Origin of the sequence: Streptomyces sp. NBC_00631 (assembly GCF_045206895.1) — a bacterium.
GTDB lineage: Bacteria > Actinomycetota > Actinomycetes > Streptomycetales > Streptomycetaceae > Streptomyces.
In genome coordinates this window covers 2,634,047-2,651,088 of record NZ_CP107734.1, presented here as the reverse complement: position 1 = coordinate 2,651,088, position 17,042 = coordinate 2,634,047, and the positions used below count along the sequence as shown (strand labels likewise).

Sequence of the window (17,042 nt, the reverse complement as noted above, 5' to 3'; positions counted from 1 at the left end):
CCGTCGAGGAAGTTCACCCCACGACGAACATGCCGAGCAGCGCGATGCAGACGGTGGCGCCGGCGAACAGCACGGCATGTCCCGAGGTGTTCACCGCGCTGGTCACGGCTTCTGGAGAACCTTGAGAAGCACCAGAAGCTCGCCTTTGACGAGGAGCACGTGGCGTCTCTGCGCCGGGTGCTCGCCAACTACGCGGAGGTCAGAAGCGCCTTGCTCACGGCTTGACCCACAAAACAGGGCAGCGTCGGCTTCATCTCGGTCCAAGCGGCTGAGGCGCGCGCCCGGACGGTCAGCCGGCCCACGGTGGCGCGATGCGGGTGCCGTCGGTCAGTTCGGCCTCCAGGCCGATGGACGTGGTGACCCAGGAGAGCGCGGTGTGGTCGGTCGGGTTCTCGACGGTGAGCGTGGCGCCGGGGTTGACGATGACGGTGTCGCCGGCGCGCACGCGCTCGGTGCGGCCGTCGAGGGTGACCAGGAGTTCGCCGACGAGCAGGTGGAAGATCTCCTCCCGGGTGACGGTGTGGGCGGGGGCCCTGGTCCCGGCCGGTATCTCCCCTCGCCAGGCGCACAGTTCCGTGCTGCCGGTGCGGGGAGTGGCGTAGGAGACGAAGCGGGCGCCGTGGAGCTCGTGGGTGGTGGCCTCGGCGGAGCGGACGACGGGCATGGGATGCCTCTCGGTGGGACGGGCGAGATGGTCAAGGAGCTTGACCATAACGCATATGGTCAAGTTGCTTGACCGATTCGTCAAGGGTGTTTCAATGCCTCCGTGCAGAACTCCGAGGCCATGGCCCTGTCCGCAGCCCTGCTCGCCGCCGCCGGTGAGCTGACCCAGCGCATCAACGAAGGGGTCGTCGCCCGCGGCTTCGAGGGGATCAGGCCCGCCCACGGCTTCGCTTTCGCGCGGCTCGCCCCGGACGGGGCCACCGTCACCGAACTCGCCGCGCACCTCGGGGTGACCAAGCAGGCGGCAAGTCAGCTTGTCGACGAAGTCGTGCGCAAGGGGTATGCCGAGCGCCGGCCGCACCCCGGGGACGCGCGGGCGAGGCTGATCGTCCTCACCGAGCGCGGGTGGGCGTGCACGCGGGCCGCGGAGGAGGCGGCCGCCGGGGTCGTGGGGGAGTGGGCCGAACTGCTGGGCGAGGGTGAAGTGCGCGTGTTGGGTGAGCGTTTGGGGCGGATCGCTCCCTATGGTCCGATCAGGCCTGCCTGGTGATGTTCCGTCAGGGTCGGGTATGAGCCACTGGTTACCGCTGAAAGTTTTTACTGACGCGTAACTTCACGCTTCTGCTACTCGTCCGTAACTTGATGAGTGAACAGCATCCTCGTGATCCGGATCACAGGGCGTAAGGCCGTCGCACCTCCCTTGAGCCGCAAGGAGATCACACGATGCTGCCCTGGAAACGAGTGCTCAGACCCCTGACCGCGCTGCTCCTCGCCGCCGCCGTCGCCACCGTTCCCGCCGCCACCGCCCACGCGTCGAGCGCCCCCAGCACCGGCTGGAACGACTACTCCTGCCGCCCCTCCGCCGCCCACCCCCGCCCCGTGGTCCTGGTCCACGGCACCCTCGGCAACTCCGTCGACAACTGGCTCTCCCTCGCCCCGTACCTGGAGGACCGCGGCTACTGCGTCTTCTCCCTCGACTACGGCCGGCTGGACGGTGTCCCCGTCTTCTACGGCCTGGGCCCCATCGACAAGTCGGCAGAGCAACTCGCCGCCTTCGTCGACAAGGTGCTCGCCGCGACCGGCGCCGCCAGGGCCGACCTCGTCGGCCACTCCCAGGGCGGCATGATGCCCCGCTACTACCTCAGGTTCCTCGGCGGCGCCGCCAAGGTGAACGCCCTCGTCGGCCTCGCCCCCGACAACCACGGCGCCACCCTCAGCGGCCTCACCAACCTGCTGCCGTACTTCCCCGGCGCCAGTGACCTGATCAAGGCCACCACCCCCGGCCTCGCCGACCAGATGCCCGGCTCCGACTTCCTCACCAAGCTCAACGCGGGCGGCGACACCGTCCCCGGAGTGCACTACACGGTCATCGCCACCAAGTACGACGAGGTGGCGACGCCCTGGCAGAGCCAGTACCTGAGCGGCTCCGACGTCCACAACGTCCTGCTCCAGGACCTGTGCTCGCTCGACCTCTCCGAGCACGTGGCGATCGGGCTCTTCGACCGCATCGCCTTCCACGAGGTGGCCAACGCGCTCGACCCGGCGCACGCCACCGCCACCACCTGTGCGTCGGCGTTCAGCTGAGCCACGGCCCGACCGAACGCCGCCGGGGCCTGTCCGGCCTGAGCCGCCGGTCAGGCCCCGGAGCCATGAGAGTCGGCGCCGGGGCGCCCGCCGCCGCCCCGGCCGGGAGCGGATCCCGTGGGGGCGATCAGAAAGCTAGCCCCAGGAAACCGGGAAATCGCCTGCTGGGAGCAGGCGACGGAGATCCTTATGGTCGCCTTAAGGGAGTGCTCAGACTGCGCTCAGGTAGCTAGCGTTCACGCCATGACGAACGACGAGATCCGGCTGGCCCGGGCCGCCGACGTACCGGCCGTGAAGGCCGTGACCGACATGGCGTACCACCCCTACGTCGCACGGATCGGGGTGGTGCCGCAGCCCATGGAGGCGGACCACATGGCGAATGTGGCCGTGGGCCGGGTGTTCGTCGCAGGGGAGCCGGTGATCGGGCTCGTCGTCATCGAGGCGCACGAGGACCACCTGTTCCTCGACAGCATCGCCGTCCACCCCGCCGCGCACGGCAGGGGGGTGGGAGGGCGGCTGCTGGAGTTCGTGGACGCACGCGCGCGTGCGCTCGGCCTGCCCGAGGTCAGGCTCTGCACCAACGTGCTGATGTGGGAGAACCGGAAGCTGTACCCGAAGTACGGCTACGAGGTCGTCGAGCGGCGCGTTGACGGGCCGTACGACCGCGTCCACTACCGCAAGCGGCTGGGCTGAAGGGCGCGCGGGACGGGCACGGTCAGCCGTCCGGCCACCAGGTGCGTGCGATGTCCTTCCGCACCTCCGGGCGTCCGGCAGGGCGCTCGTCGGCCTCCTCGCGGATCCGACGGCTGTCCGTCCTCTTCAGGGGCTTCTGCACAGTGGTGCGGCGCATGGCTGCCTCCTTCAGGGCCTACCGAGTTCCGCGTTGTCACGGAGGTAGACCCTTTTGGCGAGAGTTCCTCATCGATGCCGGTCTGTCAGTGGTCGCTGTCACACGGATCGAGTGTCAGTGGTGGGTGTCACGCTGGGGGCATGACGAACGACAGTGATCGGACAGTTGCGGTACGTGTCGACTGGGATGCGGAGGCCGCCACCTTCGACGCGGAGCCCGATCATGGGCTGGGCGCGCCCGAGGTGCGCGCGGCCTGGGCGGCGCGGCTCCGGGCGTGGCTGCCCGCCCGCCCCGCAGACGTCCTCGACCTCGGCTGCGGCACCGGCAGCCTCTCCCTCCTCGCCGCCGAGCAGGGGCATCGCGTCACCGGGGTCGACAGCTCCCCGGCGATGGTGGCGCGGGCCCGCGCCAAGCTCGCCGGCCGTGACGCGGCGTTCCTCCTCGGCGACGCGGCGGCGCCGCCGGTGGGCGAGCTGCTCTTCGACACCGTGCTGGTACGGCATGTGCTGTGGACGCTGCCCGATCCCGCGCGCGTGCTGCGGCACTGGCGCGGCCTGCTGCGCCCCGGAGGGCGGTTCGTGCTGGTCGAGGGGGTGTGGGGGACCGTGGCCCCCGTCGGCATACCCGCTGACCGGCTCACCGCCCTCCTGGCACCGCTCGGCGCGGACGTGCGCGTGGAACGGCTGTCGGCCCAGACGGCGCTCTGGGGGAAGGCGGTGGACGACGAGCGGTACGCGGTGGTGGCGACGCTGTGACGGCCCAGGGCGCGTCAGGACAGCAGGGTCCCGAAACCGCCGCCCTCACGGGCCAGTGCCTCCAGGGTGTCCAGCGCCGACACCGCTGCCGCGGCGGCCTCCGGGTCCCGCTCCGCCAGCCCGCTCTCGGCGAACTCGTCCTCGTCCAGCCGGAGCACGTCCGAGCCGTCGGCGGAACGCCACAGGTCCAGGTCGAGGTCCTCGACGACCAGCCGGCCGCCGGTCAGCGTCGCGGGGCGGGTGACGTCGCAGTACCAGCCCTTCAGCGTGCCGTCGGCGGCGCGCACCTCCTTCACCGCGTACCAGCGGTCGCGCCAGTAGAACTCGGTGAAGACATCGCCCTGTTCGAAGCGGACGAAGCCGAAGTCGCGGGGCGTGTCACCGGCCCAGGGGGCGCGCACGGTGATCCGGTCGCCGTCGTCGTGCAGCAGCTCGGCGGGATAACAGATCTTCGTGCGGCCGGCCTTGACCAGCACGACGTCCACCGTGCCCGTCGAATCACCCGAGTTCACGGACATACCTGACCTCCGTCGCACAGATCTCGTACCCGAACCACTTGTTGATCGCCAGCATCGCGCCGTTGCCGCTGTCGTTGCCCGTGAAGGCCTCCGTGCAGCCGGCGGCGCGGGCACGGTGCAGGGAGTCGTTCTTGGCGAGCTTGGCCAGCCCCCGGCCGCGGAAGGCGCGGGCGGTGCCGGTCATGACGGTGCCGTACCGTGTGCCGCCGTCGGTGCGGCCCGCGCTGAAGGCCGCGGGGCGGCCGTCGACCAGGACGACCGAGGTCAGCTCATGGCTGAGCAGCGGGTGCCGCCAGGTCTCGTTCAGCCAGGCCTCGTAGTCGGCGAACTCGATGTCGATGTCGCTCGGTTCGTCCAGCAACGTCTCCGCGTCGAGGTCGAAGAGCGGGCGCGGGTCGTCGGCGAAGTCGGCGGCGGTGCGCAGCTCCACCCCGGGCGGGGGAGTCCGCAGCGGGGGCAGCGCGCCGTGCGCGAGGTCGAGACGGAGGAAGTGGGCGGAGCGGCTCGCGGTGTAGCCGCGACGCTCGGCGAAGGCGCGGTTGGACGGGGCGTCCAGGACCCAGGCGTACGAGGTGCTCGCGCCCACCGCCGACAGGTGCCCCTCCGCCGTACGCACGAGGAGGGCGCCGGCGCCCCGGCCGGTGCGCTCCGGGTGCACGTACACGTTGGCGAAGCCCTGGCCCGGCTCCGTGCTCTCGTGGGCGAGACCGACCTGGGCGGTACCGATGACCTCGCCGTGCTCCTCCGCGATGAGCTGGCGGAAGCGGGCGTCGGGGTGGGCGTGCGTGAGGTCGTGGACCAGGGACTCCGGGGTGTACAGCATGTAGGGCAGTGCGAGCTGCCGGACCCGGGCGAAGCCCTCGGCGTCGGACCGGACGTCGGCGCGCAGGTCACGCACGATCACTGTCATGGGGCGCACGCTATGCGGGACGTGGGCCGGATGCCTCTCATTTTCCGGCGGGTACGGGAGAATCGGGCCGTGACCTTGAAGATCCACATCGATGACAGCGCGCCGCCGTACGAGCAGGTACGGGCGCAGATCTCCGAGCAGGCGCGGGGCGGGGTGCTGCCGGTGGGGTACCGGCTGCCGACGGTCAGGGGGCTGGCCGAGTCGCTGGGCCTGGCGGTGAACACGGTGGCCAAGGCGTACCGGGCGCTGGAGACGGACGGGGTGATCGAGACACGGGGGCGCAACGGCACGTTCGTTGCGGCGGCGGGGTCGGCGGCGGAGCGCGAGGCGTCGCTGGCCGCCCAGGCCTACGCCGAGCGGGTGCGCCGACTGGGGCTGGGGGAGGAGGCGGCGCTGTCCGCGGCGCGGGATGCCCTGCGGGCGGCTTATGGGGGGTAGGGGATTTCGGGTTCGGCTGAGCAGGGCTCGGCACCGCCGGATTCCACCGTCGTGGCTGAACGCCGTTGCGGCGGGGAGAAGGGACTGATGGGTGGCGGAGAGAGACTTCCGCCGCTTGCTATTTCCGCCGCAACGGCGATCAGCCACCGCGGCGCGATCCGGCGGTGCCGGACCCTGCTCAGCCAGGTCGGCGTCGGTCAGCCGCTCGTGCTCAGCTCCGGCGTCCTGGTCACCGTCAGTCCCGCCCGCTGCGCCGCTCTTCCGAATGCCACGGCGTCCCGCACCGCCGCCCCGCCCGGGTCGTTGTTGAAGTACGTGTAGATGTCGGCCTTCTTTGGGTACGCCGTGGCGATGCGGTCGACCCATGTCTCCAGGGAACGGCGGCCGTAGCGGGGCCAAGGGCGGGCTCGGCCCTGATGGAAGCGGACGTACGCCCAGTCGGTGGTGCGCCAGAGCGGGGTCATGGGGCGGGCCTGGATGTCGGCCCAGCACAGGGCCGCACCCCGGGACTCCAGGACCTCCCGGGTCTCCGGCGTCCACCAGGAGTCGTGCCGGGGCTCCACCGCGACGCGGGTACCGCGCGGGAAACACGCCAGGCAGGCGTCCAGCAGCGACGGGTCCGCCCTGAGCGTCGGCGGGAGTTGGAGGAGGACCGGGCCCAGCCGGTCGCCGAGGCCCGCCGCGTGGCTCATCAGGCGGTCGACCGGCTCCGCGGGGTCCTTGAGGCGTTTGATGTGCGTCAGGTAGCGGCTCGCCTTGACCGCGACGACGAAGTCCGGCGGGACCCGGTCCCGCCAGGACTCGAAGTTCTCGCGGGACGGGAGGCGGTAGAACGCGTTGTTCAGCTCCACCGTGGTGAAGTGCTGCGCGTACTCCTCCAGCCACGAGCGCATGGGGAGCCCGGCCGGGTACAGGACGTCCCGCCAGTCCTTGTACTGCCAGCCCGACGTTCCGATGAACAGGGGCATACCCCCATCAAAGCACTACAGGTACAGCCCCGCGTCCGCGCCCTCCCGCGCCCCCGGTACCGAGGTCGGTGCCGTGCCCCGGCGCAGCGCGTACAGCTCCGCGAGGGTCGCCCCGTCCCGGCCCACGCCCTCCTCGGTGCCGAGCCAGTTCACCGCCTCGCGATGGGTCAGCTGGCCCACCTCGATCCGGGCCAGGCAGCGGCCGGGGCGGACGACCGCGGGGTGCAGCCGCTCCAGGTCCTCGTTGGTGGTGACGCCGACCAGGACGTTGCGTCCCTGGCCGAGCAGGCCGTCGGTGAGGTTCAGCAGCCGGGACAGCGCCTGGCCCGCCGTGTGCTTGGCCTCGCCGCGGATCAGTTCGTCGCAGTCCTCCAGCAGCAGCAGCCGCCAGCGGCCCTTGCCTGCGCCGTCCTCCTCGCCGATCGCGATGTCCATCAGATAGCCGACGTCGGAGAAGAGCCGTTCCGGGTCGAGGACGCAGTCCACCTGGCACCAGTCCCGCCAGGACCGGGCCAGGGTGCGCAGGGCGGAGGTCTTGCCGGTGCCCGGCGGCCCGTGCAGCAGCAGAAGACGGCCGGCGATGTCCTCCGGTGTCGTCTTCATCAGGCGGTCCATCGCGTCCGCGACCGGGGCCGTGTAGTTGGCGCGGACCTCGTCCCAGGTACCCGCGGAGATCTGCCGGGTGGTGCGGTGCGGGCCACGGCGCGGTGAGACGTACCAGAAACCCATGGTCACGTTCTCCGGCTGCGGTTCCGGCTCGTCCGCCGCGCCGTCCGTCGCCTCGTTCAGCACCTTCGCGGCCAACTCGGCGGTGGTCGCGGTGACCGTGACGTCCGCGCCCCGGTTCCAGCGGGAGACCAGCAGGGTCCAGCCGTCGCCCTCCGCCAGGGTCGCGCTGCGGTCGTCGTCGCGGGCCACCCGCAGCACCCGCGCCTCCTTCGGCAGCAGGGTCGCCCCGGAGCGCACCCGGTCGATGTTGGCCGCGTGCGAGTACGGCTGCTCGCCCGTCGCGAAGCGGCCGAGGAACAGCGCGTCGACGACATCGGACGGGGAGTCGGAGTCGTCGACGTTCAGCCGGATCGGCAGCGTCTCGTGCGGCTTGACAGACATGTCGCCATGATCCGTCACCGGCGCCCGCTGCGCACCCGTTTTCCGCAGTGGGAGGGGAGTGTCGGGTGTGCGCCGAGCTTCCGGAGTACCCAGAAGAGGCCACGCGCACAGCCCGGCGCGCCCCCGATCCTGTTACACGGCTGTCGATCGCCGATACCTGCCCCCGGGGTCGATTTCCACCGATACTGTTGTCCTTGATGGGACGTCATGGGTGGAATTCGGGGGCTGGGCGGTGGCGGCTCACCGCCCTGCTCGGGGTGGGCGTGGCCGCACTCGCCCTGATCGTGACACTGGTCAGCACACTTCCCGGGGGCGGCACCGGCACCGCGGGCACGACCCGGGACGGCGACAAGGTGCACGGCACCCCCGCCACCCCGCCGGACACCACCGAGCCGTACGTGGGCTGGGGCTTCACCCACACCCAGTACAGCGCCGACGAGGGCAGTACGACCGCCACCGACCGCGTCGAGAACCTGCTGTCCCAGGACGCCGGGCTGCCGCAGAACCAGGCCATCATGGGCTGGGGCGCCGACAATCCCGAGCCGGTGAAGGGGCGTTACGACTTCGCGGCGCTGGACCGGCGCGTCGACTTCATGCGCAGGTCGGGCGGCACCCCGGTGGTCACCCTGTGCTGCTCGCCGGACTGGATGAAGGGCGGCAGGCCCGGTGTGAACAACACCGACTGGAGCCAGGCGGCCTTGGAGACCGCGCCCACCCCGGACCACTACCAGGACTACGCCGACCTCGCCGCGACCGTCGCCAGGCGCTATCCGGACGTACGGCACTTCATCGTCTGGAACGAGTTCAAGGGCTTCTGGGACAACGCGAAGGGCCGCTGGGACTACGAGGGCTACACCGAGCTCTACAACCTCGTCTACAAGGCGTTGAAGGCTGTCGACAAGGACATCATGGTCGGCGGGCCGTACCTCGCCATGGACAGCTTCGACCCGCGCCGGACCGAGAACGCCTCCACCACCCTCAAGGGCGCGTGGGGCGTCATGGACCAGCGGGTCCTCGACGCCTTCGACTACTGGAACACCCACAAGGCGGGCGCCGACTTCGTGGTCGTCGACGGGTCCAGCTACACCGATGACGACGACCTGCTGCCCGACGAGTTCGCGGCCACGCAGAAGCTCACCGCCGTCAGCGAGTGGGTGCGCGGACAGACGCACGACCTGCCGCTGTGGTGGGCCGAGTACTACGTCGAGCCGGCCGACGGCCAGGACGAACGCGACGGCTGGACCGAGGACCACCGGGTCGCCGTCCAGGCCACCGGCATGATCGCTCTGGTCGAGGGCGGCGCCGACTCCGGCTTCTACTGGAATCCGGAGGACGAGAAGGGCGGCGACTGCGCCGGCTGCCTGTGGACCACGACCGACAGCGGAAACGGCGGCCAGGCACTGCCCATGTACGACCTGGTGTCGCGGTTCGGGAAGGCGTTCGGGCCGGGGACCAGGTACGAGACGGTCCCCGTCGCCAAGGACGACGTGCCCGGCGTCCGCGTCCTCGCCGGCGACAGGACCGTTCTCGTGGTCAACACCCTCGACCGGGCGATCAGCGCGCAGGTGGACGGGAAGCGGTTCGAGATGAAGGCCTACGAGGTGAAGTGGCTCACCAGGTGAACCCGGTGAGCCACCCGACCCCGCACCCCGTCACTTGAGCGTCAGGAACCGCTGCGCCAGCGAGGCCAGCACCACCGCGAGCAGCGGCAGCGAGAACCAGAAGCTGCCCTGCAGCCGGCGCAGTTGCCGCACCCCGGGCCGGACCGCGACCCGGACCACCTCGCGCGCGGTCAGCAGCAGGATCAGCACGACGGCGGCGAGCCCGCCGATCACCGACCACGGCGTCCAGGTGATCCGCGGCCCGATCGGCCCCGGATCCGGCTCGGCCACCGCACCCGCGGGCTGCGTGCGCAGCGCGTACATGGTGACGTCGTCGTTGACCAGGACCTTCGTCAGATCCTGCCGGTCGTCCAGGTTCTCGATCAGCCGGCTCTCCCAGGTCGCCGAGTAGCCGGCGTCCAGCTGGAGATAGGTGACCTGACTCCTGTTGATCACCAGATACGAGTTCGGGCCGGCGTCCTTGAGCCCCTTGACCAGGCCCGACACCAGGACCGGGTCGGTCGGCGCGAGCGTCGGCACGTAGTCGACCCGCTCCATGTCCTTGGCGCCCCACGGGATCGCCGGGGTCACGTCGTTGACCGTGTCGTTGCTCAGCCACAGCAGCCGTACCGTCGGCTTGTCGTGGGCGTAGACGTAGTCCATGGCGGCGACCTCGCCGGGCCTGACCCGCTCGAAGGACTCGTTGCCCCAACGGGCCACCAGGAAGCCGCCCATGAGCAGCAGGCCGGCCAGCAGCGCGGCCACCGGCGCCAGACCGCCCCGGTCCTTCTCCCGCTCCTTCGCCGTGGCCCCGGTGCGCGGGAACAGGGCGAGCCCGGCCAGCAGGGCCGCACCCGGCACGGCGAACATGAAGACGCGCAGCGCCATCTCGCCGCCGTACGACTGCATGCCGAAGCCCAGGAACGGCACGAAGGTCAGGACCAGCAGGGAACGCTCGCGGTACCTGTGGAAGTGGCGGCGCCACCAGCCCCAGACGGCGAACGCCATCATGCCGCCGGCCAGCAGAACCCGGATGTACAGCACCAGCTTGTGGGTCGAACTGCCGCCCTGGATACGGCCGGAGACCGAGGTGGAGACATTGCTGCCGACCCCGCCGACCCCGCCGAACAGTTCGTTGAAGTGACCGGACCAGTACGGCTCCGCCATGAAACCCAGCCAGACGGCCGCGAACACCCCGAACAGGACGGGCAGGCCCCGCAGTTCGGATCTGCCGATCAGTACCAGGGCCGCCAGCACGCCCAGCATCACGAACGGGGTGAGCTGGTGCGCCGGGACGGTCGCCGCGTACAGGCCGACCAGCACCATGAGCAGCACGGCCTGCTGACGGCGGTCGGTCGGCTCGACCTCCGCCTCGCCGGGCCGGAACCTCGTCCATATGACGTGCGGGGCGCGGAACCAGACGAGCAGGATCGCCACGAACATCAGATAGAGCAGATACGTGAAGCCCTGCGGGGAGAAGTAGTCCTGGCCGACCCAGCCGCACAGCACGAAGATCCAGATGCCGGTCCACTTCGCCCGCCAGCTCGCCCGCAGCGACCGCACCAGCAGGAACATCGGTGTCAGATAGGCGAGCTGGATGAAGGTCGGCCACCAGCGGATGACCTCGGTGAAGTCCGTGACCCCGCACGTCCGGCCGATGAACGCGGCCGCCGCGAAGAAGCCCGGCCAGCTCCAGCGGGCGTCCAGGTCCGGTACCGCCGACCCGGTGCGGTCGATGTAGTCGATGAAGCCGAGGTGCTGCCAGGCGGTCGGGAAGCGCGGCTCGGTCTCGATCACGGCCGGCAGGGCATGCAGCGAAACGACCGTCGCCAGCAGGGTGACCAGCAGCAGCGCCTTGTGCTCCCGGCGCAGCCACAGCAGCCCAGCGAACACCGTGACCAGCAGCGCCGCCCCGACCAGCGTCGGCAGCGGCAGCACGGAGATCAGCCCGAGCCCGCCCATCCGGTCCAGGTCGGCGTCGTCGAGCCGGGCCGCCGGCACCCAGTACAGCAGCAGGGCGGCGACCAGGAGACAGCCGAGGACGACTCCCGCGCGGGTGGGCGTCAGCCGCTCCCGCAGCGAGCGTGCCGGTTCCCCCGGAGCCTCGGCCGGCATCTCTGCCGCCCCCGGTACGGCCGCCTTCCCGGACGGCGCGTCGACCTCCGCCTCCTTCAGCAGCGAGACCTCGGCAGGACCGAGCGAAGCCTCCGAGTGCGGCTCCCGCTCTTCCACCGGCGCCCCCGGGTTCCGCGGCGGCCGCAACGCCCACGTCGGCCGGTCCTCCGGTCGGACAACGGGTGTGCCCGTGGGCGGAGTTCCCGGCCCGGGCCGTACGTCCGGACGCCGCTCCACGTGGTCGAAGTCCACGTGGATGCCGAGGGCGAGGGTGTCGGTGTCCAGCGCCCACGCCGGACCCCGCCTGCGCGGCGCGGTGGCGGGCTGGACCATGGGGGTCCCCCCGCTGGAGCGAAGCCGGAAGCGGGGGAGGGTGCCCAGGTCGGCGAGGTCGCCGTCCGGTGCCGTGCCCTCGGGGATCTCCGCGGGTGCCGCCCGCAGCGTCCTCCACAGCCGGGGCGCCGCGATCGTCACGATCACCGCGAGGCTGGAGATCTCGGCCACGCCCGCGCCGGTCAGCCCCATCCGGGGCAGCAACAGCAGGGTCAGTCCGAGCACCAGCACGCACAACAGGCCCTGCAGCCAGGCGAGGCCCGCGGTACGGCTCTGTGCGCGCAGCACCGCGAAGTACGTCTCCATCACGACCCTCAGCAGCGCGCCGACCGCGAACCAGCGCAGCAGCGGGGTCGCGGCGTCCGCGTAGCCGGGGCCGAACACGCCGAGGATCCAGGGCGCCCCGAAGAACAGCAGCGCGCAGATGGGGATCATGATCCGGGCCATCCGCTTCAGCGCGGCCCGGGTGTTGCCGGCCAGCCGGGCCGGGTCGTGCGAGCCCTCGACGGTCAGCGAGGCGCCCATGTTGATGGCGAGCAGGTTGGTGGTGCCACCGATGGTGGTGGTGATGTAGAAGTACGCGTTGTCCTCGGAGCTGACCTGCGAGGCGATGATGACCGGGACCAGGTAGACCACGGCGAGGGAGAACAGCGAGCCGGTGTAGTCCCCGGCCAGGAACCTGCCGATCTCCTTCAGCGTGGGCGGCCTGGCGTGTTCCGCGGTCGCCTTGACGTGCCGGGGCACCAGACGCCGGAACACCAGCCAGCCCAGCGGGACGAACGAGGTGGCGATCGCGGCGACCCAGGAGACGAAGACACCGGCCATCGGGATCGCCGCCGCGAAGGCGACGAGGAGCGCCAGCTTGACGGCCGAGAAGACGGTGTTGCCCACCGGCACCCAGGGCGCGTTGCGCAGCCCGGTCAGCACCCCGTCCTGCAGCGTGAGCAGGTTCCACGCGATCACCGACACGACGAACCCGAGGCCGGGCAGCGGCCCGTGCAGGAAACGGTACGACGGCCCCCACACGCCCAGGGTCATCAGGAAGACGCCGGCCGCCAGCGCCACGATCAGCGAACTGCCCGCGTAGGTACGGAAGATGAACGTGCCGGTCCGGCGCCCGGCGACCGGGATGAAGCGGGCAAGGGCGCCGGTCAGGGTCACCGCGGTGAGCCCCGCCAGGAGTTTCATGGCGGCGATGGCGGCGGAGCCCTGGCCGACGGCCGACTCGGAGTAGTAGCGGGCCGCGGCCAGCCAGAAGCCGAGGCCCAGGACGGCGGAGATGCCGGTGTTGAGCATCAGCGCGTAGGCGTTCCTGAAGAGTGGGCTGCCGCCGGACGGGCCGACCCGTCCGGGCAGGCGAAGACGGCGCCCCGACTGCTCGGGCGCCGACGTCTCGGGGGTCGCGGTCTCGGTTGTTGTGGTCGTGTCAGACACGGGAACGGATGGCCTTCCGGCGGACCTGGCGGGCTCTGCGGAGAACGGCGTACCCCTTGGTGAGGGCACGGTCCCTGGCGAAGTTGCGGGCGATCGCACGGCCTTCGAGCAGCCGCGCGAACTCCGCGGCGTCCGTACTGCGGCGCACGGTGATGCGCTGCAGTGCGAACGGACCCTGACGGCGGTGGGCGAGACCGTTGCCGACGGCGAGCGCCTGGGCGTACCCGGCCGCCCGCACGGCCTGCCGGACCCGGCGGCTGGAGTAGCCGTACGGGTAGGCGAACGAGGCCGGTGCGGTGCCGAGTTCGTCGGTGACGATCTCGCGGCTGCGCACCAGCTCGGTGCGCAGCCGGTCGTCGTCCAGCTGGTCGAGCTCCGGGTGGGTGTGGCTGTGCCCGCCGATCTCGCAGCCAATGCCCGCGAGTTCGCGCACCTGGTCCCAGTCGAGCATGGCGTCCAGGCCGCCCCCGGTGTCGTACGCGCCCCTGATCCAGCCCGTCGAGACGAACAGCGTGGACGCGAAGCCGTGCTTGGCGAGCACGGGCAGGGCATGCCGGTGCACGCCCTCGTAGCCGTCGTCGAAGGTGATCAGGACGGGACGGGCGGGAAGCGGGGCGCCGGAGCGCCAGCGCGTGGCCAGATCGGCCGTGCTGACCGGGGTGAGGCCCAGGTCGCCGATGAGCGCCATCTGCCCGGCGAACGCCTCCGGCGCCACCGACAGCGCGCGGGTGGCGTCGTTGGGCGCGGTCGCGACCGAGTGGTACATGAGGATCGGGACCGGGGCGTCGCTCATCGGGCACCCCCGTCGGCGGGGGCGGGCTCGCCGGGCGGTCCCCCCTCGATCCCGGCGACCGCGAAGGTCGCCCCGCCCCGCCGCGCCCGCACGCTCCCCACCACGTAGCCGCCCGCCGCCGTCAGCACCCCGGCGACGATCGCGCCCGCCCGGCCCGCGCCGCCCGGCCGGGCCAGCAGTGCGTCCCGCAGGCCACGAGCGACCCCCGCGGGCAGCACACGTGTGGTGTACCGGCGTTCGGACTCCAGCCCCTTGCCGGCGCCCACGCTGCGGGCGACCAGGGCCTTGGAGAGACCCTCGGCATAGGCGCGGGTGCGGAAGTACCCGAAGTGCTCACGGGCTTCGGGCACCCGGTGGTGGATGACCGCGCGGTCGTCGATGAGCAGGACGGCGTCCGGGCGGGCCCGGGTGAGCCGGATGCACAGCTCCGTCTCCTCGCAGCCCAGCGGGCGTCTGTCGCCGTCCCGGCCGATGCCGGTGGCGAAGCCGCCCGCCGCGTCGAAGGCCGTACGCCGGAAAGAAGCGTTTCCGCCGAGGACGTTCCGGACCCGGACACGGCCCGGTGGCAGGCCCCGGTAGGTGCAGCCGACGACCCAGTCGAACTCCTCAGGGAACCAGTCGGGACGCCGTCCCGAGGCCCAGACGGGCACGGTCCGGCCGCCGACCGCCATCACCTTCGGGTCGGCGTATCCCTCGGCGAAGCGGCGCAGCCAGTCCCGCTCGGCCACCGCGTCGTCGTCGAGGAAGGCGATCACCTCCCCGTAGGAGGCGGCGATGCCCGTGTTGCGGCCCGCGGACAGGCCGCGGGGGCCCGCGTTGGCGAGCACCCGTACGTCCGTGGCCTCCTTGTACTCCTTCGTGAGCCGTTCCAGGAGCGCCGGGTTGTGGTCGACGACCAGCAGGGTCTCCAGCGCCGGACACGACTGGGCGCGCACCGAGGAGACCGCCGCGAGAATGTCCTCCCAGCGGTCCTCGGTGTACACGCAGATCACGACGGAGATGTCGGGATCGCTCAAGACGACTCTCCCTGGCCCGTGGTGAGCATCGGGGAGTGCCGCACCTGCCGGCGCAGGTCACGCCGGTTGGAGCGCTCCTTCAGGATCACCTTGAGCACCCGCAGGCCGTCGCGCACGGCACGCAGGTTGCTGGTGCCGTGGATGCGGAGGTACTCGTAGCTGGGTATCTCCTGGACCTTCAGGCCCGCCTTGACCACCCGGATGTTGATCAGGGTCTCGATCTCGAAGCCGGTACAGTCGAGGTCGATCTTGTCGAGGCAGTGCCGCCAGAACGCGTTGTACCCGTAGCAGAGGTCGGTGTAACGGGCGCCGAACTTGCGGTTGACGACCGTGCACAGCGCCCAGTTGCCGAGTTTGCGGATGAAGGTCATGTCGTCGGTGCCGCCGCCGTTGGCGAAGCGCGAGCCCTTGGCGAAGTCGGCGCCAGAGACCAGGGCGGAGACGTACGACACGATCTCGTGGCCGTCGGCCGAGCCGTCCGCGTCCACCATGACGACGATGTCGCCGGTGCACGCCTCGAACCCGGTGATCAGGGCGTCCCCCTTGCCCTTGCCACGCTGTTCGACGACTTTCACGTCGGGCCACAACTCCCGCGCGACTTCCACGGTGTTGTCGGTGGAATTGCCGTCCACAAGGACCACTTCGTGTATCCAGCCGGGAAGTGTCTTGAAGACGTAGGGGAGATTCTCCGCCTCATTCATGGCGGGAATCACCACACTCACCGGCGGTGTGATCGCCAGGTGAGAGGAGATCGGCCGGTATTCGCCCGCGATTAACGGATCTTGGCCCGCGGCCGGTGGGCGCAGAACAGAACTCATGAGTCTTGTCCCTCTCGTCCGGTGGACCGCCCGCCCCTTGGGTGGCCCGCTTCTGTGTCCGGTTCGAAAGGGGGGTTCTCACCCGTGGTGCGGAAAACGGGTCTCCGTATCCGCAGGTGAGCTGGCAAAGCTGGCCGGTCTGCCGGAAGACGGCAGCCGGTCGCGCGGCACGGCTCGGAAACGACAGTGGTCATTGCGGTCACCGAGCACGGCACCCCCCTACCGCGCCCCGCTCCGGAACATCGCGGTCTTGAGCCCTCCCCTAGAGCCGCTTGGTGATGATCCGATGCGGGTGAGATGTACGACGGTATTGATGATTGAACCAGTATGGCAAGACCCGGAAGTGGGCCTCACGTTTTTGTTGGTTTGGCCGTTGCGAAACTTTGGCCGACCTTGTTCTTCAACTCGAACGGATATTCCCGGCTCGCCGGGGTGTCCGTTCGAGAATGCGTTCCACCGGTCGCAGAAGTACCAGCAGAAGCAGCAGAAGGCTGATCGCGGTCACGGCGACGATGCCGCCGCGCCAGGACCAGTGGTGGGTGGCGAGCATGCCCTGGGCGATCAGCATGTCCAGGGCGACGGCGCCCGCCAGTGCGGTGAGCACCCGGGCGAACGGATCGAGTCCGCGCAGTGCCCGGCCGATCGCCGCGGCTGGCGCGGCGAGCAGGTAGAACAGCGCCAACGGCCCGCGTAACGACGAGCCCGAGTCGGTGAGTGCGAGCAGCGCACCGGTCCCGGCGACGGCCGTCGCGGCCCCCGTGAGCAGGGGCCCCAGGTCCCTCCCTGGCCCTGGACGTGCCCGTTCGTCCGCAGTTGACGAGGTCTTGAGTCGTATGGTCTGCATGGCCGACTTTGCCCCCCAAGGCGCCGGATGCCGGGTTTCAATGTCGCGCAGGCGAATGCGGGGCGTCAAGCGGGCCTCCGGACATGACCGTTCCTCGGAGACACCTGATGCCTCCGGGGAACAAGTCGCTCGATTCCGGCGCGTTCCGTTGATCGATTGCGACACGAACCCCTCGGTCCCGTCGAGCGTATTCAAACGTGCCGGGAATGCACAGGACCGGTCCGGTAAGGGCTGGTTGGGATCCTGAACAGTTTTGGCATGGACACTTCCCGTCAACACGCGTCGTTGCTAC

17 protein-coding genes and 1 pseudogene are annotated in these 17,042 nt (G+C 70.7%); 6 read left to right on the top strand and 12 right to left on the bottom strand.

Features of this window, described 5'->3' with window-relative positions; genetic code table 11:
- Window positions 1-13 precede the first annotated feature (13 nt).
- Window positions 14-139, bottom strand: a pseudogene (locus OHB00_RS12155) (MMPL family transporter); the annotation flags it as partial.
- A gap of 150 nt (window positions 140-289) precedes the next feature.
- Window positions 290-664, bottom strand: a complete 375-nt coding sequence (locus tag OHB00_RS12150; protein WP_406445740.1) for a cupin domain-containing protein — start codon at window positions 662-664, stop codon at window positions 290-292.
- Between the two features lie 102 nt (window positions 665-766).
- On the opposite strand from OHB00_RS12150, the gene OHB00_RS12145 reads away from it, so the two are divergent.
- From OHB00_RS12145 to OHB00_RS12135, 3 genes are all read left to right on the top strand, one after another.
- Window positions 767-1,213 carry a MarR family winged helix-turn-helix transcriptional regulator gene (locus tag OHB00_RS12145; RefSeq protein WP_406434109.1) on the top strand — a complete coding sequence of 149 codons (447 nt, stop codon included), beginning with the start codon at window positions 767-769 and terminating at the stop codon, window positions 1,211-1,213.
- Window positions 1,214-1,386: 173 nt separating this feature from the next.
- On the top strand, window positions 1,387-2,247 hold the full coding sequence (locus OHB00_RS12140; protein ID WP_406434107.1) for an esterase/lipase family protein: 861 nt from the start codon (window positions 1,387-1,389) through the stop codon (window positions 2,245-2,247).
- Between the two features lie 243 nt (window positions 2,248-2,490).
- Window positions 2,491-2,940 carry a GNAT family N-acetyltransferase gene (locus OHB00_RS12135; RefSeq protein WP_406434105.1) on the top strand — a complete coding sequence of 150 codons (450 nt, stop codon included), beginning with the start codon at window positions 2,491-2,493 and terminating at the stop codon, window positions 2,938-2,940.
- A gap of 22 nt (window positions 2,941-2,962) precedes the next feature.
- Here the strand turns inward: OHB00_RS12135 and OHB00_RS12130 are convergent, their stop codons facing one another.
- On the bottom strand, window positions 2,963-3,097 hold the full coding sequence (locus OHB00_RS12130) for a hypothetical protein (RefSeq protein WP_089102986.1): 135 nt from the start codon (window positions 3,095-3,097) through the stop codon (window positions 2,963-2,965).
- Between the two features lie 140 nt (window positions 3,098-3,237).
- Here OHB00_RS12130 and OHB00_RS12125 point away from each other — a divergent pair, with 140 nt between their 5' ends.
- Window positions 3,238-3,852 carry a class I SAM-dependent methyltransferase gene (locus tag OHB00_RS12125; RefSeq protein ID WP_406434103.1) on the top strand — a complete coding sequence of 205 codons (615 nt, stop codon included), beginning with the start codon at window positions 3,238-3,240 and terminating at the stop codon, window positions 3,850-3,852.
- A 14-nt stretch (window positions 3,853-3,866) separates the two neighbouring features.
- Here OHB00_RS12125 and OHB00_RS12120 read toward each other — a convergent pair whose 3' ends face one another.
- Entirely contained in the window at window positions 3,867-4,370 is a 504-nt protein-coding gene (locus OHB00_RS12120) for a DUF402 domain-containing protein (RefSeq protein ID WP_406434101.1), read from the bottom strand.
- On the bottom strand, window positions 4,351-5,280 hold the full coding sequence (locus tag OHB00_RS12115; protein ID WP_406434099.1) for a GNAT family N-acetyltransferase: 930 nt from the start codon (window positions 5,278-5,280) through the stop codon (window positions 4,351-4,353). The genes OHB00_RS12120 and OHB00_RS12115 overlap by 20 nt, the downstream gene beginning before the upstream one ends.
- A 69-nt stretch (window positions 5,281-5,349) precedes the next feature.
- On the opposite strand from OHB00_RS12115, the gene OHB00_RS12110 reads away from it, so the two are divergent.
- Window positions 5,350-5,718 (top strand): GntR family transcriptional regulator, encoded by a 369-nt coding sequence (locus OHB00_RS12110; RefSeq protein WP_406434097.1) that lies wholly within the window; start codon window positions 5,350-5,352, stop codon window positions 5,716-5,718.
- A gap of 197 nt (window positions 5,719-5,915) precedes the next feature.
- Here the strand turns inward: OHB00_RS12110 and OHB00_RS12105 are convergent, their stop codons facing one another.
- A complete protein-coding gene (locus OHB00_RS12105; protein WP_406434095.1) occupies window positions 5,916-6,686 on the bottom strand; it encodes a DUF72 domain-containing protein in 771 nt (256 codons plus the stop codon).
- A gap of 15 nt (window positions 6,687-6,701) precedes the next feature.
- A complete protein-coding gene (locus OHB00_RS12100; RefSeq protein WP_406434093.1) occupies window positions 6,702-7,796 on the bottom strand; it encodes a DUF5925 domain-containing protein in 1,095 nt (364 codons plus the stop codon).
- Between the two features lie 197 nt (window positions 7,797-7,993).
- On the opposite strand from OHB00_RS12100, the gene OHB00_RS12095 reads away from it, so the two are divergent.
- On the top strand, window positions 7,994-9,418 hold the full coding sequence (locus OHB00_RS12095) for a GH39 family glycosyl hydrolase (RefSeq protein WP_406434091.1): 1,425 nt from the start codon (window positions 7,994-7,996) through the stop codon (window positions 9,416-9,418).
- Between the two features lie 30 nt (window positions 9,419-9,448).
- Here the strand turns inward: OHB00_RS12095 and OHB00_RS12090 are convergent, their stop codons facing one another.
- From OHB00_RS12090 to OHB00_RS12070, 5 genes are all read right to left on the bottom strand, one after another.
- Complete coding sequence (locus OHB00_RS12090; RefSeq protein WP_406434089.1) at window positions 9,449-13,279, bottom strand: lipopolysaccharide biosynthesis protein; 3,831 nt, start codon at window positions 13,277-13,279, stop codon at window positions 9,449-9,451.
- On the bottom strand, window positions 13,272-14,072 hold the full coding sequence (locus tag OHB00_RS12085) for a polysaccharide deacetylase family protein (RefSeq protein WP_406434087.1): 801 nt from the start codon (window positions 14,070-14,072) through the stop codon (window positions 13,272-13,274). Before OHB00_RS12085 ends, OHB00_RS12090 begins: the two co-directional genes overlap by 8 nt.
- On the bottom strand, window positions 14,069-15,088 hold the full coding sequence (locus OHB00_RS12080) for a glycosyltransferase family 2 protein (RefSeq protein ID WP_406434085.1): 1,020 nt from the start codon (window positions 15,086-15,088) through the stop codon (window positions 14,069-14,071). Before OHB00_RS12080 ends, OHB00_RS12085 begins: the two co-directional genes overlap by 4 nt.
- Window positions 15,085-15,906, bottom strand: a complete 822-nt coding sequence (locus OHB00_RS12075) for a glycosyltransferase family 2 protein (RefSeq protein WP_406434083.1) — start codon at window positions 15,904-15,906, stop codon at window positions 15,085-15,087. Before OHB00_RS12075 ends, OHB00_RS12080 begins: the two co-directional genes overlap by 4 nt.
- 400 nt (window positions 15,907-16,306) lie before the next feature.
- Entirely contained in the window at window positions 16,307-16,750 is a 444-nt protein-coding gene (locus OHB00_RS12070) for a hypothetical protein (RefSeq protein WP_406434081.1), read from the bottom strand.
- Between the last annotated feature and the right edge of the window lie 292 nt (window positions 16,751-17,042).

What these genes read in the sequence shown, in the direction of transcription:
- OHB00_RS12150 (WP_406445740.1), bottom strand. Translation starts at nt 664, where the DNA reads ATGCCCGTCGTCCGCTCCGCCGAGGCCACCACCCACGAGCTCCACGGC.
- OHB00_RS12085 (WP_406434087.1), bottom strand. Translation starts at nt 14,072, where the DNA reads ATGAGCGACGCCCCGGTCCCGATCCTCATGTACCACTCGGTCGCGACC.
- OHB00_RS12075 (WP_406434083.1), bottom strand. Translation starts at nt 15,906, where the DNA reads ATGAGTTCTGTTCTGCGCCCACCGGCCGCGGGCCAAGATCCGTTAATC.
- OHB00_RS12140 (WP_406434107.1), top strand. Translation starts at nt 1,387, where the DNA reads ATGCTGCCCTGGAAACGAGTGCTCAGACCCCTGACCGCGCTGCTCCTC.
- OHB00_RS12095 (WP_406434091.1), top strand. Translation starts at nt 7,994, where the DNA reads ATGGGACGTCATGGGTGGAATTCGGGGGCTGGGCGGTGGCGGCTCACC.
- OHB00_RS12115 (WP_406434099.1), bottom strand. Translation starts at nt 5,280, where the DNA reads ATGACAGTGATCGTGCGTGACCTGCGCGCCGACGTCCGGTCCGACGCC.
- OHB00_RS12120 (WP_406434101.1), bottom strand. Translation starts at nt 4,370, where the DNA reads ATGTCCGTGAACTCGGGTGATTCGACGGGCACGGTGGACGTCGTGCTG.
- OHB00_RS12100 (WP_406434093.1), bottom strand. Translation starts at nt 7,796, where the DNA reads ATGTCTGTCAAGCCGCACGAGACGCTGCCGATCCGGCTGAACGTCGAC.
- OHB00_RS12135 (WP_406434105.1), top strand. Translation starts at nt 2,491, where the DNA reads ATGACGAACGACGAGATCCGGCTGGCCCGGGCCGCCGACGTACCGGCC.
- OHB00_RS12125 (WP_406434103.1), top strand. Translation starts at nt 3,238, where the DNA reads ATGACGAACGACAGTGATCGGACAGTTGCGGTACGTGTCGACTGGGAT.
- OHB00_RS12130 (WP_089102986.1), bottom strand. Translation starts at nt 3,097, where the DNA reads ATGCGCCGCACCACTGTGCAGAAGCCCCTGAAGAGGACGGACAGCCGT.
- OHB00_RS12070 (WP_406434081.1), bottom strand. Translation starts at nt 16,750, where the DNA reads ATGCAGACCATACGACTCAAGACCTCGTCAACTGCGGACGAACGGGCA.
- OHB00_RS12105 (WP_406434095.1), bottom strand. Translation starts at nt 6,686, where the DNA reads ATGCCCCTGTTCATCGGAACGTCGGGCTGGCAGTACAAGGACTGGCGG.